At 75.2% G+C, this 16,776-nt stretch carries 17 protein-coding genes and 1 tRNA gene; 9 read left to right on the top strand and 9 right to left on the bottom strand.

The annotated features are described in order from the left end of the window. Nucleotides 1-78 precede the first annotated feature (78 nt). Together ACQP6G_RS16200 and dcd are read right to left on the bottom strand one after the other, a co-directional pair. Nucleotides 79-1,197: a hypothetical protein gene (locus ACQP6G_RS16200; RefSeq protein ID WP_429765756.1), complete on the bottom strand. Its 1,119-nt coding sequence runs from the start codon at nt 1,195-1,197 to the stop codon at nt 79-81. Between the two features lie 125 nt (nt 1,198-1,322). After that, nucleotides 1,323-1,898: a dCTP deaminase gene (dcd, locus tag ACQP6G_RS16195; protein WP_429765754.1), complete on the bottom strand. Its 576-nt coding sequence runs from the start codon at nt 1,896-1,898 to the stop codon at nt 1,323-1,325. 572 nt (nt 1,899-2,470) lie between these two features. Here dcd and ACQP6G_RS16190 point away from each other — a divergent pair. The 4 genes from ACQP6G_RS16190 (at nt 2,471) to ACQP6G_RS16175 (ending at nt 5,016) form a co-directional block, all read left to right on the top strand. After that, nucleotides 2,471-2,674 carry a cold-shock protein gene (locus tag ACQP6G_RS16190; RefSeq protein WP_429765752.1) on the top strand — a complete coding sequence of 68 codons (204 nt, stop codon included), beginning with the start codon at nt 2,471-2,473 and terminating at the stop codon, nt 2,672-2,674. A 102-nt stretch (nt 2,675-2,776) separates the two neighbouring features. Then, a tRNA-Gly gene (locus tag ACQP6G_RS16185) sits at nt 2,777-2,850 on the top strand. A 158-nt stretch (nt 2,851-3,008) separates the two neighbouring features. Then, complete coding sequence (locus ACQP6G_RS16180) at nt 3,009-3,479, top strand: nitroreductase family deazaflavin-dependent oxidoreductase (RefSeq protein ID WP_429765751.1); 471 nt, start codon at nt 3,009-3,011, stop codon at nt 3,477-3,479. Between the two features lie 136 nt (nt 3,480-3,615). Continuing rightward, nucleotides 3,616-5,016 carry a metallopeptidase domain-containing protein gene (locus ACQP6G_RS16175; RefSeq protein WP_429765750.1) on the top strand — a complete coding sequence of 467 codons (1,401 nt, stop codon included), beginning with the start codon at nt 3,616-3,618 and terminating at the stop codon, nt 5,014-5,016. Between the two features lie 19 nt (nt 5,017-5,035). Here ACQP6G_RS16175 and ACQP6G_RS16170 read toward each other — a convergent pair whose 3' ends face one another. The 3 genes from ACQP6G_RS16170 to ACQP6G_RS16160 form a co-directional block, all read right to left on the bottom strand. Next, nucleotides 5,036-6,067 (bottom strand): pirin family protein, encoded by a 1,032-nt coding sequence (locus ACQP6G_RS16170; RefSeq protein ID WP_429765748.1) that lies wholly within the window; start codon nt 6,065-6,067, stop codon nt 5,036-5,038. Between the two features lie 813 nt (nt 6,068-6,880). Next, a complete protein-coding gene (locus ACQP6G_RS16165; RefSeq protein ID WP_429765746.1) occupies nt 6,881-7,885 on the bottom strand; it encodes a hypothetical protein in 1,005 nt (334 codons plus the stop codon). A gap of 87 nt (nt 7,886-7,972) precedes the next feature. After that, nucleotides 7,973-8,515 (bottom strand): DinB family protein, encoded by a 543-nt coding sequence (locus ACQP6G_RS16160; protein WP_429765744.1) that lies wholly within the window; start codon nt 8,513-8,515, stop codon nt 7,973-7,975. A gap of 52 nt (nt 8,516-8,567) precedes the next feature. Between ACQP6G_RS16160 and ACQP6G_RS16155 the strand changes: the two genes are divergently transcribed. Next, nucleotides 8,568-9,170 (top strand): TetR/AcrR family transcriptional regulator, encoded by a 603-nt coding sequence (locus ACQP6G_RS16155; RefSeq protein WP_429765743.1) that lies wholly within the window; start codon nt 8,568-8,570, stop codon nt 9,168-9,170. A gap of 40 nt (nt 9,171-9,210) precedes the next feature. On the opposite strand, the gene ACQP6G_RS16150 is transcribed toward ACQP6G_RS16155, so the two are convergent. Continuing rightward, nucleotides 9,211-10,095, bottom strand: coding sequence for a sugar phosphate isomerase/epimerase family protein (locus tag ACQP6G_RS16150; protein WP_429765741.1), 885 nt, complete (start codon nt 10,093-10,095; stop codon nt 9,211-9,213). Between the two features lie 100 nt (nt 10,096-10,195). Between ACQP6G_RS16150 and ACQP6G_RS16145 the strand changes: the two genes are divergently transcribed. Both ACQP6G_RS16145 and ACQP6G_RS16140 read left to right on the top strand, forming a co-directional pair. Next, nucleotides 10,196-10,840: an HAD family hydrolase gene (locus ACQP6G_RS16145; RefSeq protein WP_429765739.1), complete on the top strand. Its 645-nt coding sequence runs from the start codon at nt 10,196-10,198 to the stop codon at nt 10,838-10,840. A gap of 21 nt (nt 10,841-10,861) precedes the next feature. Next, on the top strand, nt 10,862-11,869 hold the full coding sequence (locus ACQP6G_RS16140) for a phosphotransferase family protein (RefSeq protein ID WP_429765738.1): 1,008 nt from the start codon (nt 10,862-10,864) through the stop codon (nt 11,867-11,869). Here the strand turns inward: ACQP6G_RS16140 and ACQP6G_RS16135 are convergent, their stop codons facing one another. Continuing rightward, nucleotides 11,870-12,739, bottom strand: coding sequence for a GAP family protein (locus tag ACQP6G_RS16135; RefSeq protein WP_429765736.1), 870 nt, complete (start codon nt 12,737-12,739; stop codon nt 11,870-11,872). It lies immediately after the preceding gene. A gap of 122 nt (nt 12,740-12,861) precedes the next feature. On the opposite strand from ACQP6G_RS16135, the gene ACQP6G_RS16130 reads away from it, so the two are divergent. Together ACQP6G_RS16130 and ACQP6G_RS16125 are read left to right on the top strand one after the other, a co-directional pair. Beyond that, the gene (locus ACQP6G_RS16130; RefSeq protein WP_429765734.1) at nt 12,862-14,196 is read left to right on the top strand and encodes a sensor histidine kinase; all 1,335 of its coding nucleotides are present in this window, start codon (nt 12,862-12,864) and stop codon (nt 14,194-14,196) included. Continuing rightward, entirely contained in the window at nt 14,193-14,906 is a 714-nt protein-coding gene (locus tag ACQP6G_RS16125; RefSeq protein WP_429765733.1) for a response regulator, read from the top strand. The genes ACQP6G_RS16130 and ACQP6G_RS16125 overlap by 4 nt, the downstream gene beginning before the upstream one ends. Nucleotides 14,907-14,919: 13 nt before the next feature. On the opposite strand, the gene ACQP6G_RS16120 is transcribed toward ACQP6G_RS16125, so the two are convergent. Both ACQP6G_RS16120 and ACQP6G_RS16115 read right to left on the bottom strand, forming a co-directional pair. Then, nucleotides 14,920-15,786, bottom strand: a complete 867-nt coding sequence (locus ACQP6G_RS16120; RefSeq protein WP_429765732.1) for a carbohydrate kinase family protein — start codon at nt 15,784-15,786, stop codon at nt 14,920-14,922. Nucleotides 15,787-15,796: 10 nt separating this feature from the next. Then, nucleotides 15,797-16,702: an alpha/beta fold hydrolase gene (locus ACQP6G_RS16115; RefSeq protein WP_429765730.1), complete on the bottom strand. Its 906-nt coding sequence runs from the start codon at nt 16,700-16,702 to the stop codon at nt 15,797-15,799. Nucleotides 16,703-16,776 lie beyond the last annotated feature (74 nt).

The following is a 16,776-nucleotide window of genomic DNA, read 5'->3' as shown; positions in this document are numbered from 1 at the left end:
CTTTACCGGCATCGAGCGATGGTCCGACGCTGACGAGATGACACGCCGGTGTGACCTGGGTCGCGCTCGACGCCGGCCCTACAGGTCCTCGGGGGCCAGCAGGAAATCGGCCTCGTCCGCGATCTCGCCGCCCACGGCGGCGTGGATCGCCACCGCCATCTTCCCGACGAGGTCGGCGGCACGCCGGCGGGCGACGACGTGCGCCGCCTGCGGGAACTCCTGGTTCGCCTCGTACAGGTCCGGCGGGTCCCAGCGCACGTGGTAGCAGACGGCGCCCGCGGCGGCCCACGGCAGCTCGCGCACCAGCAGGGGCAGCGTCTCGTCGCCGATCACCTCGACGGTGACGGAGCCGTCGAGGCCGAGGTCGGTCGTCAGGCCGTACGCGTCGAGCACCATCGGCGCCTGCAGGGCCTCGATGTCGACGTCGTCGGCACGCTCGTGGATCGCCTTGCGCACCTCGGGGTCGAGCGGCTCGCCCGGGTACAGGGGCCGGTCCGCGATCCCCGCGGGCGGGCCCTGGTACGGCCGGCCCTCCGTCGCGAGCCGCACCCGCGGGTGCGTGGCCTGCAGCACGCGGTGCGCGGCCTGCGGGTCCAGCCAGATGTCGGAGTACACCGTGAGGTCCACCGCCCGGTCGGGGTCGGGGGTCAGCACGACGCCCGGGCCGGCCGCGCGTCGGCCGCCGTCCGCGTCGTCCCACGCGCCCGCGACGTCGAGCCGCACCGAGCCGCCCAGCCGGCGCGCCGCCTGGAGCAGCCAGGAGACGACCCGCTCCTCCTCGCGGTTCGGCAGCGCCGCGGGGAACGCCCGCCCGAGGCCGTCGCGGTCGCCGCCGAAGCGGGCCGCGTCGTCCCAGCGCTCGCGCGGGCACACGACGTCGAACACCAACGCGGTCCCGCCCGGCAGGCCCGCGTCCACACCCTTGCCCGACGGCGCGTACGGGCCGGAGACGACGCTGTGCCGCGACAGCCGCAGCACCCCGGGCTCCCCCGGGTTCGCCATGCGGCCCACGGGGACGTCCGCGCCGGGCAGGTCCGCCGGGACCACGTCCCAGCGTGTGCCGACGAACCGCGACATCGCGAGGACCTCGATCTCGTCGACGACGACGTCCGACGGCACCCCCAGCAGGTGACGCGCCTGATGACCCTGCGCCGCCACCTGGGGCAGCGGCGGCAGTGCGGGCTGGTTCTGGGCCACTTGGCGGATCTCCTTCCGGGACCGGGGCGCGCCGGTGCCGGCGCGGCGGGACCGAGCGTAGCGACGTCCCGCCCCGTCGCGGAACGGCCCGTCAGGCGCCCCGGTGCCGCGTCCGCGCGCGGCGCTCAGACCTCGCTCCGGTGGAACGACTGCCACGACCGGCTCGCCGTCGGACCGCGCTGCCCCTGGTACCGCGAGCCGTACGCGTCCGAGCCGTACGGGTGCTCCGCCGGCGACGACAGGCGGAAGAAGCACATCTGGCCGATCTTCATGCCCGGCCACAGCGTGATCGGCAGCGTCGCGACGTTGCTCAGCTCGAGCGTGACGTGCCCCGAGAAGCCGGGGTCGATGAACCCGGCCGTGCTGTGCGTGAGCAGTCCCAGCCGGCCGAGCGACGACTTGCCCTCGAGCCGCGCCGCGACGTCGTCCGGCAGCGTCACCGACTCGAACGTGGACCCCAGCACGAACTCGCCGGGGTGCAGCACGAACGGCTCGTCCGGCGACACCTCGACGAGGCGCGTGAGCTCGGGCTGCTCCTGCGACGGGTCGATGAACGGGTACTTGTGGTTGTCGAACAGCCGGAAGTACCGGTCGAGGCGGACGTCGATGCTGGAGGGCTGGAGCATCGTCGGGTCGTAGGGGTCGAGGACGACCCGCCCGGCGTCGAGCTCGGCCCGGATGTCGCGGTCGGAGAGCAGCACGGGGACACGGTAGTCGCGTCGGCGGGCGGGTGCCCCGTCGTCCGGCGCCGGAGCCCGGCCGCGCCTCGTGTACCATGGAGGCCGCGCACGCCGCGGGATCCGACCCCGGCACTCTTCGGTACCTCGCATCGAAGCCAGGTCCGCGCGCCGACGGCGAACCGCCGTCCACGACGATCTCCGCCCGACGAACACCGGGTCGCGCGGAACGAGAGCAGAGCAGAGAGCATCACTTCTTCCACCATCGCAAGGCCCACGTCCGCATCCGCGGCGGAGGGCAGCACCCGACCTACCCCCGTGTGGCGCCGGGCCGACGACGACCTGTGGGTCGCGACGGTCGACGGCGAGTACGGGGGCATGATCACCCGACTCCCGGACGGCTATCACGTGCACGACCGCTTCTCGCGGCCCGTCGCCGTCGTCCCCACCCTCGCCGAGGCGACGGGGCTGCGCGCCCCGTCCCGCCACGGCGTCCCGCGTGCTCGCCGAGCCCGCGCCCACACCGTCCGCACCCGCCCGGGTGCGACGACCGGACCCCGGTTCGCGGGTCCGTCGCATCAACGAGAGAAGACACCATGACCACCGGAACTGTGAAGTGGTTCAACGAGGAGAAGGGCTTCGGCTTCATCGCCCCCTCCGACGGCACCGCCGACGTGTTCGCGCACTACAGCGCCATCGTCGCGGACGGCTTCCGCTCCCTCAACGAGGGCCAGCAGGTCGAGTTCGACGTCACGCAGGGTCCCAAGGGCATGCAGGCGTCGAACATCCGCCCGCTCTGACACCGCCGCCGGCACGCCGTCCGCGGCGTGCCGGCCACCGGTTCGGAGCATCACCCCCGGTTGGGTATGATCGGGGCGCGCACACCGTCAGGGTGCTGCTGCGCGGGTGTAGTTCAATGGTAGAACTTCAGCTTCCCAAGCTGACAGCGCGGGTTCGATTCCCGTCACCCGCTCCACCGCGAGGCCCGGACCGTTCGGTCCGGGCCTTCGTCGTTCCCCGACCGGATGCTCGGCGCGGCACTCTGTGCTCACGACGGCAGTTCGAGCTGCCGCCGTGAGCCCGAACTGCCGCGCCGACGGGACGACGACGGACGGCGACGATACGTTCGCGGGCATGAGTCTCGCGTCCCGCATGCTGCACACCCGCTGGTTCGTGCGCGCTCCGATCGGCCTGTTCCGGGCGGGACTGGGCTTCCTCGCCGGCGGACGGCTGCTGATGATGCAGCACCGCGGGCGCAGCAGCGGGGAGCGGCGGTACGTCGTGCTCGAGGTTGTCGCGCGGCCGGCGCCGGACCGCGCCGTCGTCGTCGCCGGGCTCGGGCCGCGGTCGCAGTGGTTCCGCAACGTGCAGGCCGACCCGCGCGTGCTCGTGTCGATCGGGACGCGGCGCGACGTCCGGTCCCGCGCCGTCGTGCTGGACCCGGACGACGGCGCCGCCGTCCTGCGCGCGTACACCGACGCGCACCCCGGGCCGTGGGCGCAGCTCGGCCCGGTCCTCGCCGAGTGGGCCGAGCCCCTTGCCCGCGAGCGGGGCGAGGCGGACTGGCTGCAGGCCGTGCCGGTGGTCGAGCTGCGCCTCGGGTGAGCGCCCTGGGCGACGATTTCACCCGTTGACCGACGCACCTCACCCCCGGTCCCACGGGCGGCACGACAGGACCGGTGCCTACGCTGCTCGTGCCGATCGCGCCCGCCCGGCGCGCATCCGGAGCCCGGGGGGAACCATGCAGGCACGCGCGATCACCGTCGTCGCCCTCGTCACCGCCGCGCTGCTGGCGGAGCCGCTCGCGGCCGTCGGCGCCCCGGCGACGGCAGCCGCCGTCGTCCCGAGCGCCGCGGTCCCGAGCGCCGTGGCGGACACCCCCGGCATCGACGACGCCCCGCCGGGCGACGTCGTCGACGACACGGTGCGCTGGCAGTCGGCCGTCACCCGGCCGGACCTCGCAGGCACCGCCCTCCGCGCCCGGACGGACCGCACGGTGCACCGGGTGGACGTCGCGGTCGCGACGCCGCGCTGGATGTCGAAGACCCGGGCGGCGCGGCTGGTGCGGGACGCCGACGTGGACGCCCTGCTCGCGAAGGTGTCGGCGTACTGGTCGGAGCAGTCGGGCGGCCGGGTCAGGTTCGTGCGCTCCTCGGCGGTCGAGCGCGTCGACACGGGCGACGGCCGGTGCACCACGACCGGCCGCATCCTCACGCAGGTGAAGCGCGGCGGGCGCGCGCACTACGGCGCCGGGTGGTGGGACTCCACGACCCGCGGCCCGGGCACGCGCGAGCACCTCGTGGTGCTCTTCCCGTACCTCCGGGGCGACTACCCCGGCGGCTCGCGCGAGTCGGAGACCTGCGGCGGCACGCTCGGGCTCGGCTCGCTGCCGAGCAAGGCGAGCCGGGACAACCCCGGCGGCTGGTCGTTCTCCCTGTTCGGCGGCCCGGGCGGTGCGGCCCGCAGCTCCCGATTCACGCACCCGCAGTACGCGACGGCGGTGTCCACGCTGGCGCACGAGCTCGGCCACAACATGGGCCTGGAGCACTCGGGCGTCGGCTGGTGCACGGGGGACGTCCCGGACCGCACCTTCACGTCCTCCCGCTGCGGTGCGGTCGAGGGGCTCGACCCGATGGACCTCATGGGTGCCGACTTCGCCGCCGTCGGCACCGCCCCGCTGTCGGGCGCCCAGAAGAAGCGCCTGGGCGTGCTCCCGTCGTCCGACGTCGTGACCGTCACGAGGAAGGGCGGCGCCCGCACCGTCACGCTCGACGCCCGGCACCGCAGCACCAGCCGGCCCACGCTGCTGCGCGCCGTCGACCCGAAGACCGGGCAGTACTACTACGTGGAGCTCCGCCGCCCGTCGGGGGCCACGTACCGGTACCTCGGCGGCATGCCGTGGCGGGTGGCGAGCGACTACACGGTCTCGTACGGCGTCACCGTGAGCCGTCTCGGGTGGCGGGGATCGACCTGGGCCTATCCCGGCGAGCACCTGATCGTGCCGATGGGCAAGGAGTCCGCCCGGCGCTCGAACCTGCGCGAGGGCTCGTCGTTCACCACCCGCTCCGGCGCGATGCGCCTCACCGTGCGCTCCACGTCCGACGGTGTCGCGAAGGTGCGCGTGACGTTCCCCCGGACCTGACCCGACGCCCGTCGGCGCGTCAGCGACGGGTGCGCGGCCGCAACCGCACGTCGGGCAGCACCGGCGCGCGCAGCGGGCCGCTCGCGTACCCGTGCACCTCGCCGAACCGGCGGCCCGCGGCGCCGTCGGCGTACCGGGTCGGGGTGCCCTCGCCGGAGTCCGCGACCTGCGCCATCCAGTCCGCGCGGGCCCGCGCCACGTCGTCGTGCGTGCGGCCCACGAAGTTCCACCACATGACGACGTCCTCGGTGAACGGCTCGCCGCCGATGAGGACGGCGCGCACGGGCGTGGCGCCCGCCGTCACGACCAGCCTCTCGCGGCCGGGGGCCACGTAGCCGAGCGCGGCGGGCGGCACGGTCTCGCCCTCGAGCGTGACGTCTCCGGCGTCGACGAGCAGGGCGTGCTCGAAGCCCGGGTCCGTCCCCAGCGTGACGCTCCCGCCCGCGGGCAGGTCCAGCTGGGCGCCGACGATCGGCGTGTACGTGCGGGCCGGGGACACCAGCCGCTTCCCCGCGACCTCGAGCCCGCCCATGAACACCTGCACGCGTGCGCCGCCCGGCGTCGCGACCGGGAGGTCGCCGTGGTGCTCGAAGTGCGGCGCGGAGGTCCGGTCGGCCTCGGGCAGCACGGTCCACAGCTGGACGCCGTGCAGCTGGGGCGGGCGGCCCTCGGCGGGCGACTCCTCCGAGTGGGAGATGCCGACGCCCGCGGTCATGAGGTTGAGCTCCCCGGGCCGCACCGTCTGCAGGGAGCCCACCGAGTCGCGGTGCAGGATCTCGCCCGCGAACAACCACGAGACGGTCTGCAGCCCGATGTGCGGGTGCGGCGGCACCTGCATGCCCGCGGACGCCGACACGTCGTCCGGCCCGTAGTGGTCGCAGAAGCACCAGGCGCCGACCAGCGAGCGCTGCCGCTGCGGGATGGTGCGCCGCACGGTCATCGCGCGGGGACCGCCGAGCGGGACGTCGCGGGCGGTCAGCAGCTCGACGCCGGCCGGGCGGTCGCCGGCGGTGCAGATGCGCTCGGCCGGGCGGGTCTCGAGGTTGCTCATGGCCCGAGCGTAGGCCGCGCGGCGCGACGGCGAGAGCACGCGGTCCGGACGTGCCGAGGCCCCCCGGGGCGGCCGGGGGGCCTCGGAGAGAACCGCGTACCCCTGGTCGACGGTCCCGGGGACCAGGGGTGCCGTGGCGACGTCACGACCCCGACCGCTCGCCGTGTCCCGTCGAGGCCTGGTGCGTCGTCGCCTCTGCAGAACCCGTTCTCCACGAACAGCCGGACGCGGGTGGTCTTCCGGCCCCGTACAGACACCTGTGTCGTCACCCACAACCCGCACCGCGGTACGGGACGGCCCGTCGTTCTCCGGTCGACCGTGTCCCGTGGAGCGGGCGGGCGACCACCTTCTCAGGTGATCTCCGACCCGATCTCCGCAAGACCGGTACGCACGTTTCTAGACCTGCTACGGATGCGGTGCAAGGGGTGTGGAGCAGGTTTTCCGGGTGGATCCTCCGGCCACAGGCTCGTCCACAGGGTGACCCACGGATTCCCCACGTCACCCACAGGCCTGTGGAAGAAATTTGTGGACGACGCGCCGGGCGCGACACGCCCCCACCCGCCCGCCGGGACCACGGACCGCCCCTCACCGGCCTGACCCCACACCGCCCGGACCGTCGCGCGACCCGCAGGATCTCGCGGTTTCCGCGGGCATCGGGTCCCGCCGGCCCCGCACCTCCGTACGGCCCCCGGCGAGCGCCCTCACACCGTTCCACCGTGGAACGTCGCAGGTGAAGCGCCACGGGAGAGCGCACCACCGTCCACCCCGCCCTGTGGACAGGGGCTGTGGACAGGGGCTGTGGACGACCCCGCCTCACACCCAGGCGCGCGCGCCCGGCGTCGGGGCCGCTCGCCGCAGCTCCAGCTCGGGCGCCGTGACCTCGAAGCCCGCGTCGTCGACGACGGCGCCGCCCGCCCGGCCGTGCAGCAGCGTCGCGGCCCGCGCCAGCAGGGCACGCGCACGGTCCCGGGCGATCACGTGCAGCCCCGACGGGTCGGAGACCCCCAGCTCGTACGGGTCCTGCGGCCGCCATGCCAGGCGGACGACCGTCGCGGGAACCTCGTCGGGCCACGACCGGTCCGCGAGCGCGCGCGGCAGCCGGCCCGCCGCCTCCTGGGTGACCACGAGGTCGCCGTCGTACGGCGTGCGGGCGAGCACCCGGTGGCCGGGGCCGCCCGGCACCGCCTCGAGGGTCGAGGTGGCGACCACGGCCCGCACCACCTCGAGCAGCTCCCCGGCGGGCACCGGGCGGGCCGGCCAGACCGCCAGGTCGACGGCGGCGCCGGGGTCGGGGTGCAGCACCTGCCGGCCGTCGGCGAGCAGCAGCCCCGACGCGCGTCGGGCGACCGCGACCGCCCAGCCGACGACGCGCAGCTCCTCCCCCACGGGCAGCGCCGCGGCGAACGCCCGCGCGATCCCGTCGCGGTCGTCGTGCACGCCGGGCCGGCCGCCCCGGACGTCGAGCGCGCCGTCCGCGCGGCCCAGCGCCCAGGCCTCGGCCGGGTGCGCGCACCCCAGCGCCGCGGCCGCGTCGGCGTCGAGAGGGAAGGGCCCCGTGGCCCGGTGCTCCTCGCCGAGCCGCAGCACCCCCGCGGACGGCCGGGCCGCGGCCCGCACCCCGTGGAACCGCGCCCCGCCGCCGGTCCGGGACGGTCCGGCGGCGGACGGCGGGGTCAGCCAGCCGACGTCGTCGAACCAGGCCGCAGCCAGCTCGGGCAGGTCGTGGCCCGGGCCGCCGCCGTCGCCGGCCGGACGTGGCACGACGAGCACGTGGTCGGAGGTGTGCTCCGCGGGGACGAGCGCCGGGACCCTGGCCATGGCGCGGACCGTACCGGCCCCGCCGTCACCTGCGTGTCACGACCGTGTTGCGAACGTGTGACCTGCGCAGACGCGAGACGAGGTCCGTCAGGCGCGCACGTCGTGCAGGTGGTGCACGACGTCGTGCAGGAAGTACTGCCCCAGCGTGCGGACGGTGAAGACCGAGCCGTTGGACCGGCGCCCGGTGCGCCCCTCCTCGCCCGGCGCGACGGCGTCGAACGCCGCGGCGACGGCGGCACCGTCGGCGTCGAGCTCGGCGACCAGGGTCGCGACGTCCTGGTGGGCGTAGTCGCCGTCGAGGGCGGCCACGTCCTGGTCCCAGTTCGCGAACGCCGGGTCGTCCTCGGCGAGCATCAGCGCGAGGCGCTCGTCGAAGATGCGGAAGACGTCGCGCACGTGGGCGGCGTACTCGAGCGTCGACCAGACCTCGGGGCGGGGCCGCGCGGCGACGTCGGGGCGGGCGAGGGCCACGCGCCAGCGCGGCAACGTCTCGCGGACGGCCGGCCCGACGTCGGACGGCGCGATCTCGGAGGCCGCGAAGCCGCAGTCCGGACAGGGGCGCTCCAGCACCCAGGTCCAGTCCTTGGTGTCGGGGACGATGCCGTCTGGCTGAGCGGTGGGGTCGGTCACAACCGCACCCTAGCGTCCAGAGGTGCTGACAACGGATGCCTATGATGTCAGCATGCCCAAGATCATCGGGAAGAGCCTGCACGAGCACCGCCAGATGACCCGGCACAAGCTGTTCACCGCCCTCTCGACGCTGATGTCCGAGCGAGGGTTCGACTCCGTGACGCTGGCCGACATCGCGACGGCGGCCGGCGTCGGTCGCACCGCGGTCTACAACCACTTCCCCGACAAGGAAGCCCTGCTGCTCGGGTTCATCACCCACGAGACCGAGCAGTACGCGCAGACCCTGGAGCGGGCGCTCGCCGAGGTGGCCGACCCCGTCGAACAGCTCCGGACGTACATCCGTCAGCAGGCCCAGCTCACCCGCGTCTTCCACCTCGCGCCCGGCCCGGACCTGCGCACCGTGCTCTCGCGCACCACGCAGGCGCGGCTGCGCGAGCACGCCGAGATCGTCGAGTCGATCCTCAAGCGCATCCTGCGCGCGGGGATCGCGGAGGGCGAGTTCCCCGAGCAGGACATCGAGCCGACCGTGCAGCTCGTCAACGCGTGCCTGTCGGGCAGGCTCATCCCGGACGACCCCGCCGCACGGGAGCGCGCGATCCGCGCCACCGAGGCGTTCGTGCTGCGCGCCGTCGGCGCCCGCGTCGCCGTGGCCTGACCGCGCCGCCACGACACCGCGACGCCACGACCGGCGGCGCCTACCAGGCGTCGGCAGGCAGGTGGTGGTGCTCCGGCGGGGGCGGCTGGTACGGCTCCGGAACCGGGGCGAGATGCGCCCGCGCGAACTTCAGCGCGGCCTGCAGGTCGGCGTGCCGCTCGCTCGCGGTGCGCGCCTTGCGCGTGGAGATCTCGACGACGACGTCGCCCGCGTAGTCGCGCCGCGCCAGCTCCTCGAGCACCTTGTCGCACGCCATGTCGCCGCGGCCGGGCACCATGTGCTCGTCGCGGCCGGACGCCGTCCCGTCGGCGAGGTGCACGTGCCGCAGCTTGTCGCCGAAGCCGTGCACCAGCGCGAGCCCGTCCTGACGGGCGATCGCCGCGTGGGAGAGGTCGAGGGTCACGGCGTCGTAGTCGTGTTCGGCCGGGTCCCAGCCGGGCAGGTAGGCCTTCAGCTCGCGGTCGCCGCGGGAGCGCGGCTTCCAGGGGTACATGTTCTCCACCGCGACGGTGACGCCGTCGTCCTGGTGGAGGCTGGCCTCGTTGAGCTCGTGCACGAGGTCCTGGAACTGCCGGGCGTACTTGTACTGCCAGCGGAACGGCGGGTGCACCACGACGGTCGGGGCGCCGAGCTCACCCGCCATGTCGACGGCCCGGCGCAGCTTGTCGGCCGGCGACCGGCCCCACACCCGCTGGCTGACCAGCAGCGTCGGGGCGTGCACGGACCGGATCGGCACCCCGTGCTCGTCGGACAGCCGCTGCAGCTGGGCCGGGTCCTGCGTGGCCGGGTCGGACCACACCATGACCTCGACGCCGTCGTACCCCAGCTCGGCCGCCACCTCGAACGCGAACGCCGCGCGGCGCGGATACACCGAGGCGGTCGACAGCGTCACGGGGACTGCCTGGGCTTCGCGCGGTTCAGCCATGCTCCGCACGATAGCCGCAGGATCTGAACGGACGCTGACAACAGGCTGTCCTCCGGCAGCGCGGAGGATGCCAGGGCGCGTGCCCGATAGGGTCACGGGCATGGTGCGTGCGGTGGTGTTCGACGTCGGCGAGACCCTCATCGACGAGACCCGGATCTGGACCCGCTGGGCCGACCGCCTGGGCGTGCCGGCCCTGACGTTCCTGGGCGTCCTCGGCGGGTGCGCGGCCCTCGACCTGTCGCACCGGCACGCGTTCGAGATGGTCCGCCCGGACCTCGACGTCCCCGCGGAGATCGAGCGGTGGGCGGCGGACGACCCGGCCGGCCTGCGGGAGAACTTCGACGCCGACGACCTCTACCCCGACGTGCGCGAGGCGCTGGCCGCGCTGCGCGCCGCGGGGCTCGCCGTCGTCGTCGCGGGGAACCAGCCGCCGCAGGCGCGCGCCGCGCTCGAGGCGATGGACCTGCCCGTCGACGCCATCCGCACCTCTGACGAGTGGGGCGTGCAGAAGCCCGACCCGGGGTTCTTCGCGAAGGTCGCCGAGCTCTCCGGCGTGCCCGCCGCCGAGATCGCGTACGTCGGTGACCGCCTCGACAACGACGTCCTGCCTGCCGCCGACGCCGGCATGATGCCGATCCTCGTCCGCCGCGGCCCGTGGGGGTACCTGCACGCCGAGCGGCCCGAGGCGGCGCGCACCACCGTCGTCGACTCGCTGCTCGAGCTGCCCGCGCTCCTCGCGGGCTGACCGGCCGCTACGCTCACGCGCGTGCTCACCAAGGCGGCGGTCACCGACGAGCAGGTCCTCGCGCTGCTCGCGCCGCTCGGCGACGTGCGCCGCGTGGCTCCGCTGAGCGGCGGCCTGTTCGCGAGCGTGGTGCGCGCCGACCTCGCCGACGGGCGGACGGTGGTCGTGAAGGTGACCGGCGCGGACACCTCCCGCCTGCTGCGCTACGAGCACGGCGTGCTCGGCACGGAGGCGGCGGTCGACCGGGTCGCCCACGCCGCCGGCCTGCCCCTGCCACGGGTGCTGCACCACGACACGACGCGCGCCCACGTGGACGGCGACGCGCTCGTCACGACCTTCCTCGACGGCGACCTGTGGAGCACCCTCGAGCTGGACGAGGCGACCGCCGCCCGGGCCCGCCGCTCGCTGGGCGGCCTGATGGCCCGCCTGCACCGCCTCGACCGCGACGACGACGCCCCCGACCCGTTCGGCTACCCGGCGCCCGAGGCCGGCCTCGCCGCCGCCACCTGGCCGGAGGCGTTCGCGCGCATGGTGCGCGCCGCCCTCGACGACGCCGCACGCTGGGACGTCGAGCTGCCCGCCGGCCGGCTCCTGGCCGCCGTCGAGCGGCACCACGAACTGCTCGCCGCCGTCACGACGCCGCGGCTCGTGCACGCCGACCTGTGGCCCGGCAACCTGCTGCTCGACCCCGCCGACCGCACGGTGGTCGGAGCGTTCGACGCCGAGCGGGCGCTGTGGGGCGACCCGGTGTTCGAGCTCGTCGGCGCGGACCAGCTCGGCGCCGGCGCCGTGGACGCGGAGCTGCTGGCCGGCTACCGGGACGCCGGCGGGGACCTCGGCGTCGGCCACGGCACGCCGGGTTCGGGCGACCCGGACGCCTGGCAGCGCCTGCGCCTCTACCGGGCGTACTTCGCCTGCCTCCTGGTCGTGGAGATCGTGCCCCGCGGGTACTCCGGCGACTGGGTGGCCGGGTACCAGCGCACTGCGCGCGCCAACCTGCAGCGGGTGCTGGACGAGCTGGAGGCCTGATCAGCCCGTCCAGCCGAGCCGGCCGAGGGCGTTGAGCGTCAGCAGCACACCGAGGATGCCGAGCGCCCAGCCCGTGAGGTCGGCGGCGTTCCTGGACAGCCACCTCTCCAGCCGGGCCAGCAGCGGCTCGACGAACCGGGCTGCGGCGAGCCGCCCGCCCAGCAGGAGCAGCGCCGGCAGCACCATGACCACGCAGTACGCGGCGAGGACGCCGACGCTCGTGCCCGTGCCGAGGTCCGACGTCGTGATGAGGCCGATCGCCGCCAGGTACGGCAGCATCGTCCCCACCTCGAGAGCCACCGCGCCGAGCGCCAGCCCCAGCAGCGGCAGCAGCGACGCGTTCGGTGCCGCGACCGTCGACGTCGGGACGGTCCCGGGCAGCAGGCCCGCCACGGCGCCGTCCGGCGTCGTCGTGCCCGCGGTGCTCGCGGTGCTCTCGGCGCCCGCGGCCGACTCGATCCCCATGGCCCGTGCCCGCCAGCGCACCAGCCGCCCGGGCTTCGCGCCCTGGCGCGCGGCCCGCGCCTCGGCCTTCTTGCCGTCGAAACGCCAGCTGATCGCGAACAGGAAGACGCCGAGGGCGAGCTGCAGCAGCATCACCGGCCGCGAGTCCAGCACGTCGCCGTACCGGTCCAGCAGGGCACCCGCCCCGAGCATCACCGCGATCCCCACCGCGAGGTAGAAGCCCGCGACCGTTCCGAGGTACGCGAGCAGCCGCGCCGGTCGGGGCCGACCGGGCGCCATGAGCAGCCACACGGGGATGAGCAGGGTGCCGAAGCTGGTCGAGTCGATCAGCGCCAGCACGACCAGCGCTCCCGCGAGCACGCCGAGGCCCGCGCCTTCCAGCCCGCCGAGGTCGATGAGGTCCATGCCGACGATCCTCGCGGCCGGCCCGGCGGCCGTCGTCGCCCGAACGACTGATCCTGCACGGCCGACCGGGGGTACACCCTTCGACCGATCCCCCGTCGGGCTCCCTGTGCTGGGATGGTGCGGTGACGACCGACCGCACCGCCCCCACCCTCCTCGGGAGGCTCGTGCGGGTGTGGGGCGGCGACGACCGGCGCGGCGACGTCGCCACTGCGCTGACCCTGTTCGCGCTGGGCTGGCTCCTGCTGGAGGTCGGGCTCGTCGACCTCTTCCGTGGCGGCCCTCTCGGCGCGGTGGTGCCGGAGCCGTGGTGGCGGGTCGCGCTCCTCGCCGTCGGGTGCGCCCTCACGCTCGTCAAGCGCTCTCGCCCGATGCTGGCGCTCGCCGGCGGTGTCGCCGTCACCCTGGTGGACCTGGCGTGGGGCGGCAGCCTCGCGATCCTGCTCGTGCTGTGGGACCTGCTGTTCGCGGCAGCGATGTGGTCCGGCCCGACGGCGCGCCGGTGGCTGTGGGGCACGGCAGTCGCGCTGACCGTCGCGGGGGCGGTCGCCGCCGGCGAGGCGACCCGCGACGCGCGCGCCTTCGTCACGACGGGCCTGAACCTGAGCGCGATCCTGCTGGTCCCGATGTGGTGGGCGGACAACGTGCGGCAGAAGTCCGAGCTGGCCGCCGTGGAACGGTCCCGCGCGGACGAGGCGCGGCGGACCGCGGAGCTGGAGCGCAGGCGCGCCACCGACCTCGAACGGATCGCCGAGCTCGACCGGCACGAGGCCGTGCGCGCGGAGCGGGCGGCGATGGCGCGCGACCTGCACGACGTCATCGCCTCGCACCTGTCCACCATCGCGATCCACTCCGGTGCGGCCCTCAGCACCCCGCCGGACGCTGCGCGCGACCGCGGCGCGCTGGAGCAGGTCCGCACCAGCGCGGTCGAGTCCCTCACGGAGATGCGGTCCATGATCGAGCTGCTGCGCGCCGACGCGCCGCGCGACCCGCTCGCGGCGCCCGGGCGGCTCGACCGCCTCGACGACCTGCTCGCCGCGGCCCGCGCGGACGGCACGGTCGTGACGTTCGAGGACCCGGACGGCATCGCCCGCGCCGACCTGCCCGCCGCCGTCGGGCACGCCCTGTACCGCATCGCGCAGGAGGCCCTGACCAACGCGCGCAAGCACGCGCCCGGGGCGGCGGTGACCGTGCGGCTGGCCCGCGAGCCGCGACCGCGCGGCGGCGCGGTGGTGCTGGGGGTGCGGAACGCCGCACCTCCGGCGGGCCGGGGGGAACTCGTCGACGCCGCCGGGCTGCCGCTCAGCGCCGGGACCGGGATGCTCACCATGCGCGAGCGCGCGGAGGCGCTGGGCGGCACCTTCGAGGCCGCCGCGACGGACGACGGCGGCTGGGCCGTGCGCGCCCGGGTGCCGGCCGGCGCGGAGGCCGGTCGGGAGAACAGGGGGACCCGAGGATGACGACGCCAACGACCCGGGGCGGCGCGGCGGGCGCCGTCGTCCGCGTGCTGATCGCCGACGACCACGCCGCGATCCGCGCCGGCCTGCGGATGCTCCTGGACGCGGCGGACGACGTCGAGGTGGTGGGCGAGGCGGCCGACGGGGACGCGGCGGTGACCAACGCCCGCGCGCTGCGGCCCGACGTCGTGCTCATGGACCTGCGCATGCCGGGCACGGACGGTATCGCCGCCACCCGCGCCATCGCCGCCCAGGGCCTGGCGGACGTCCTGGTGCTCACCACGTTCGACCTGGACGAGTACGTGGACGGCGCGCTGCGCGCAGGCGCCGCCGGGTTCCTGCTCAAGACGGCGGAGCCCGCCGCGCTGCTCGACGCCGTGCGCCGCGTCGCGGCGGGGGACGGCGTCCTCGCGCCCGAGGTGACCCGGCGCGTCCTCGCCCAGCTTGCGGGAACCTCGACGCCCACCGTCGCCGCCGACCCCGCGCCCGGCGCGGCGCCGGACCTCGCCGACGCCCGCCTCGCCGACCTCACCCCGCGCGAGGTCGACGTGCTCGGCGCGTTGGGGCGCGGCCTGTCCAACCAGGGGATCGCGGCCGAGCTGGTCATCACCGAGGCCACCGCGAAGACCCACGTCTCCCGGGTGCTGGCCAAGCTGGGCGTGGTCTCCCGGATGCAGGCGGCGATCGTCGCGCGGGACACTGGCCTGGCCTGACCCGGCCGTCCGGTCAGCCGGCGGGCGCCAGGCCTGGGCTGCGGACCACGCGCGCGGCGTGGGCCGCGGCCGCCGCGAGCGCCTCGGCGAGGTCCGCGCCGCGCAGGTGGGCGTCGAGGAAGCCGGCGAAGAACCCGTCGCCCGCGCCGTTGGTGTCCAGGACGTCGTCCACCGGCTCGGCGGGGACGTCCACGAAACCGTCCGCGGTGAGGGCCGTGGCGCCCCGCGCGCCGTGGGTGCAGACCACAAGCCGGGCCCCGGCGTCGAGCCGCTCGGCCATGAACGACCGGTGGTCGGGCAGGCGGTCGGAGCTGAGGAACACGTGCGTGCCCGCGTCGGCCCACGGGCGGTGGAACTCCGTGGTGCCGTCGTAGTCGTGCAGGTCCACCCACACGTCGCGGCCCCGCTCGGCGGCCGCGACCAGGACGGGGACGGAGTGCGCGGCGAGGTCGACGACGACGGCCGCGGCGGCGTCCACGGCGGCGAGCGTCGCGTCCCAGCCGGGCCCCGCGGCGGGGACCTCGCCGGGCGCGCGCAGGTAGACCGACAGCCGACCGCCGCTGGCGTCCATGAGGTTGAGGTGGCTCTCCGTGCGGCCGTCCGGGGACGGCTCGGCGAGGACCCGCACGCCCGCGTCGGCGAGCACGCCGCGCACGCGCGCGCCCTCGTCGTCGTCCCCGAGCACGGTGCGCAGCACGACGCCGCGGCCCAGGCTCGCGAGATTGAGCGCCTTGCCGGCGGACGTACCGCCGACCGTGTCGTACGCGCCGCGCGCGAACACGGTGTGGGGCGTCGGATCGGGCAGCGCGTCCAGGTGCACGATGCGGTTCCAGGACGCGGGGCCGGCGACGAGGACGTCAGCGGAGCTCGGTGCGGTCACGCCCGGAACACTAGGACACCACGCACACTCGTTCCGGGTCAGGGCCGACGCTCCCGTCAGGTCCCCGACGGGTGCCCACCGGTCGGTCGAGGGGATCGAGCGTCTCCCGGAGCCATCGTGCGTAGGCGCGCGGGTGGGTGGTGTTGCCGTTGTGACCACCGGGGGCCTCCTGCAACCTGAGGTCGAGCAGCGTGGCCAGTGCTGCGGCGGCGAGATGGTCGAAGACGGTCCGTGGCGTGGTGCGCCCGGTGGCCGGCACGATGCGCGTGCTGACGTCCCTCAGTGCCGCGGTGTCCAACGTGTCGTGGACGATCGCGCTGAAGTCGTGGCGGATGAAGTGGTCGAAGTTGGTCACGCGCTGCGCGGTCATCGGCTGAGGCGTCAGGTCGTCTTCGCGGTCCGCTCCTGTCGGGTCGATGCCCAGGGTCCTCGCGATCGCGGGCAGCGTCGCGCCGAGGCCCGCCCGGGCGTACAGGTCCTGGAGCTCGGCGAGCTCGAGCTCATGACGTGCGCGCAGCTCGTCGGGCAGCAGACCCGGGGCGACGGGTTCGTGCGCCACCAGCGTCCGGAGCTGTTCGGGGTGCGCGAGTGCGGCATGCAGGCCGATGACGGCGCCGAGGCTGCAGCCGAGCATGAGCGCGGGTTCGTCGGTGAGGGCCGCCAGCAGGCGATGGACGTCGTCGGCGTGCTCGTCCATGGTCGCGCCCCGGGTGGGGTCGACCAGACGGCTGCGGGACAGCCCGCGTCGGTCGTAGGTGACCACGGCGTAGGAGTCGGCGAGTCGGGCGACGAGGTCGTGGCTGCGGTCGGCGTCGCCCTCGCCGCTCTGGGAGATCAGCAGCATCGGCCCCGTGCCGCAGACCTGGTAGTGCAGGGCTGCGCCGGGGACGTCGAGCGTGCCGGTGGTGACGAACATGGGTGGCTCCCTCTGGTCGCGACCTCGCGCCGCGTCCTCCGTCACCATAGTCCATCTAAATAGATGCATCAATA

The organism is Isoptericola nanjingensis (genome assembly GCF_050311635.1).
GTDB lineage: Bacteria > Actinomycetota > Actinomycetes > Actinomycetales > Cellulomonadaceae > Isoptericola > Isoptericola nanjingensis.
Note: the sequence above shows the minus strand (reverse complement) of the source record. Positions and strands in the feature narration are given on the sequence as shown.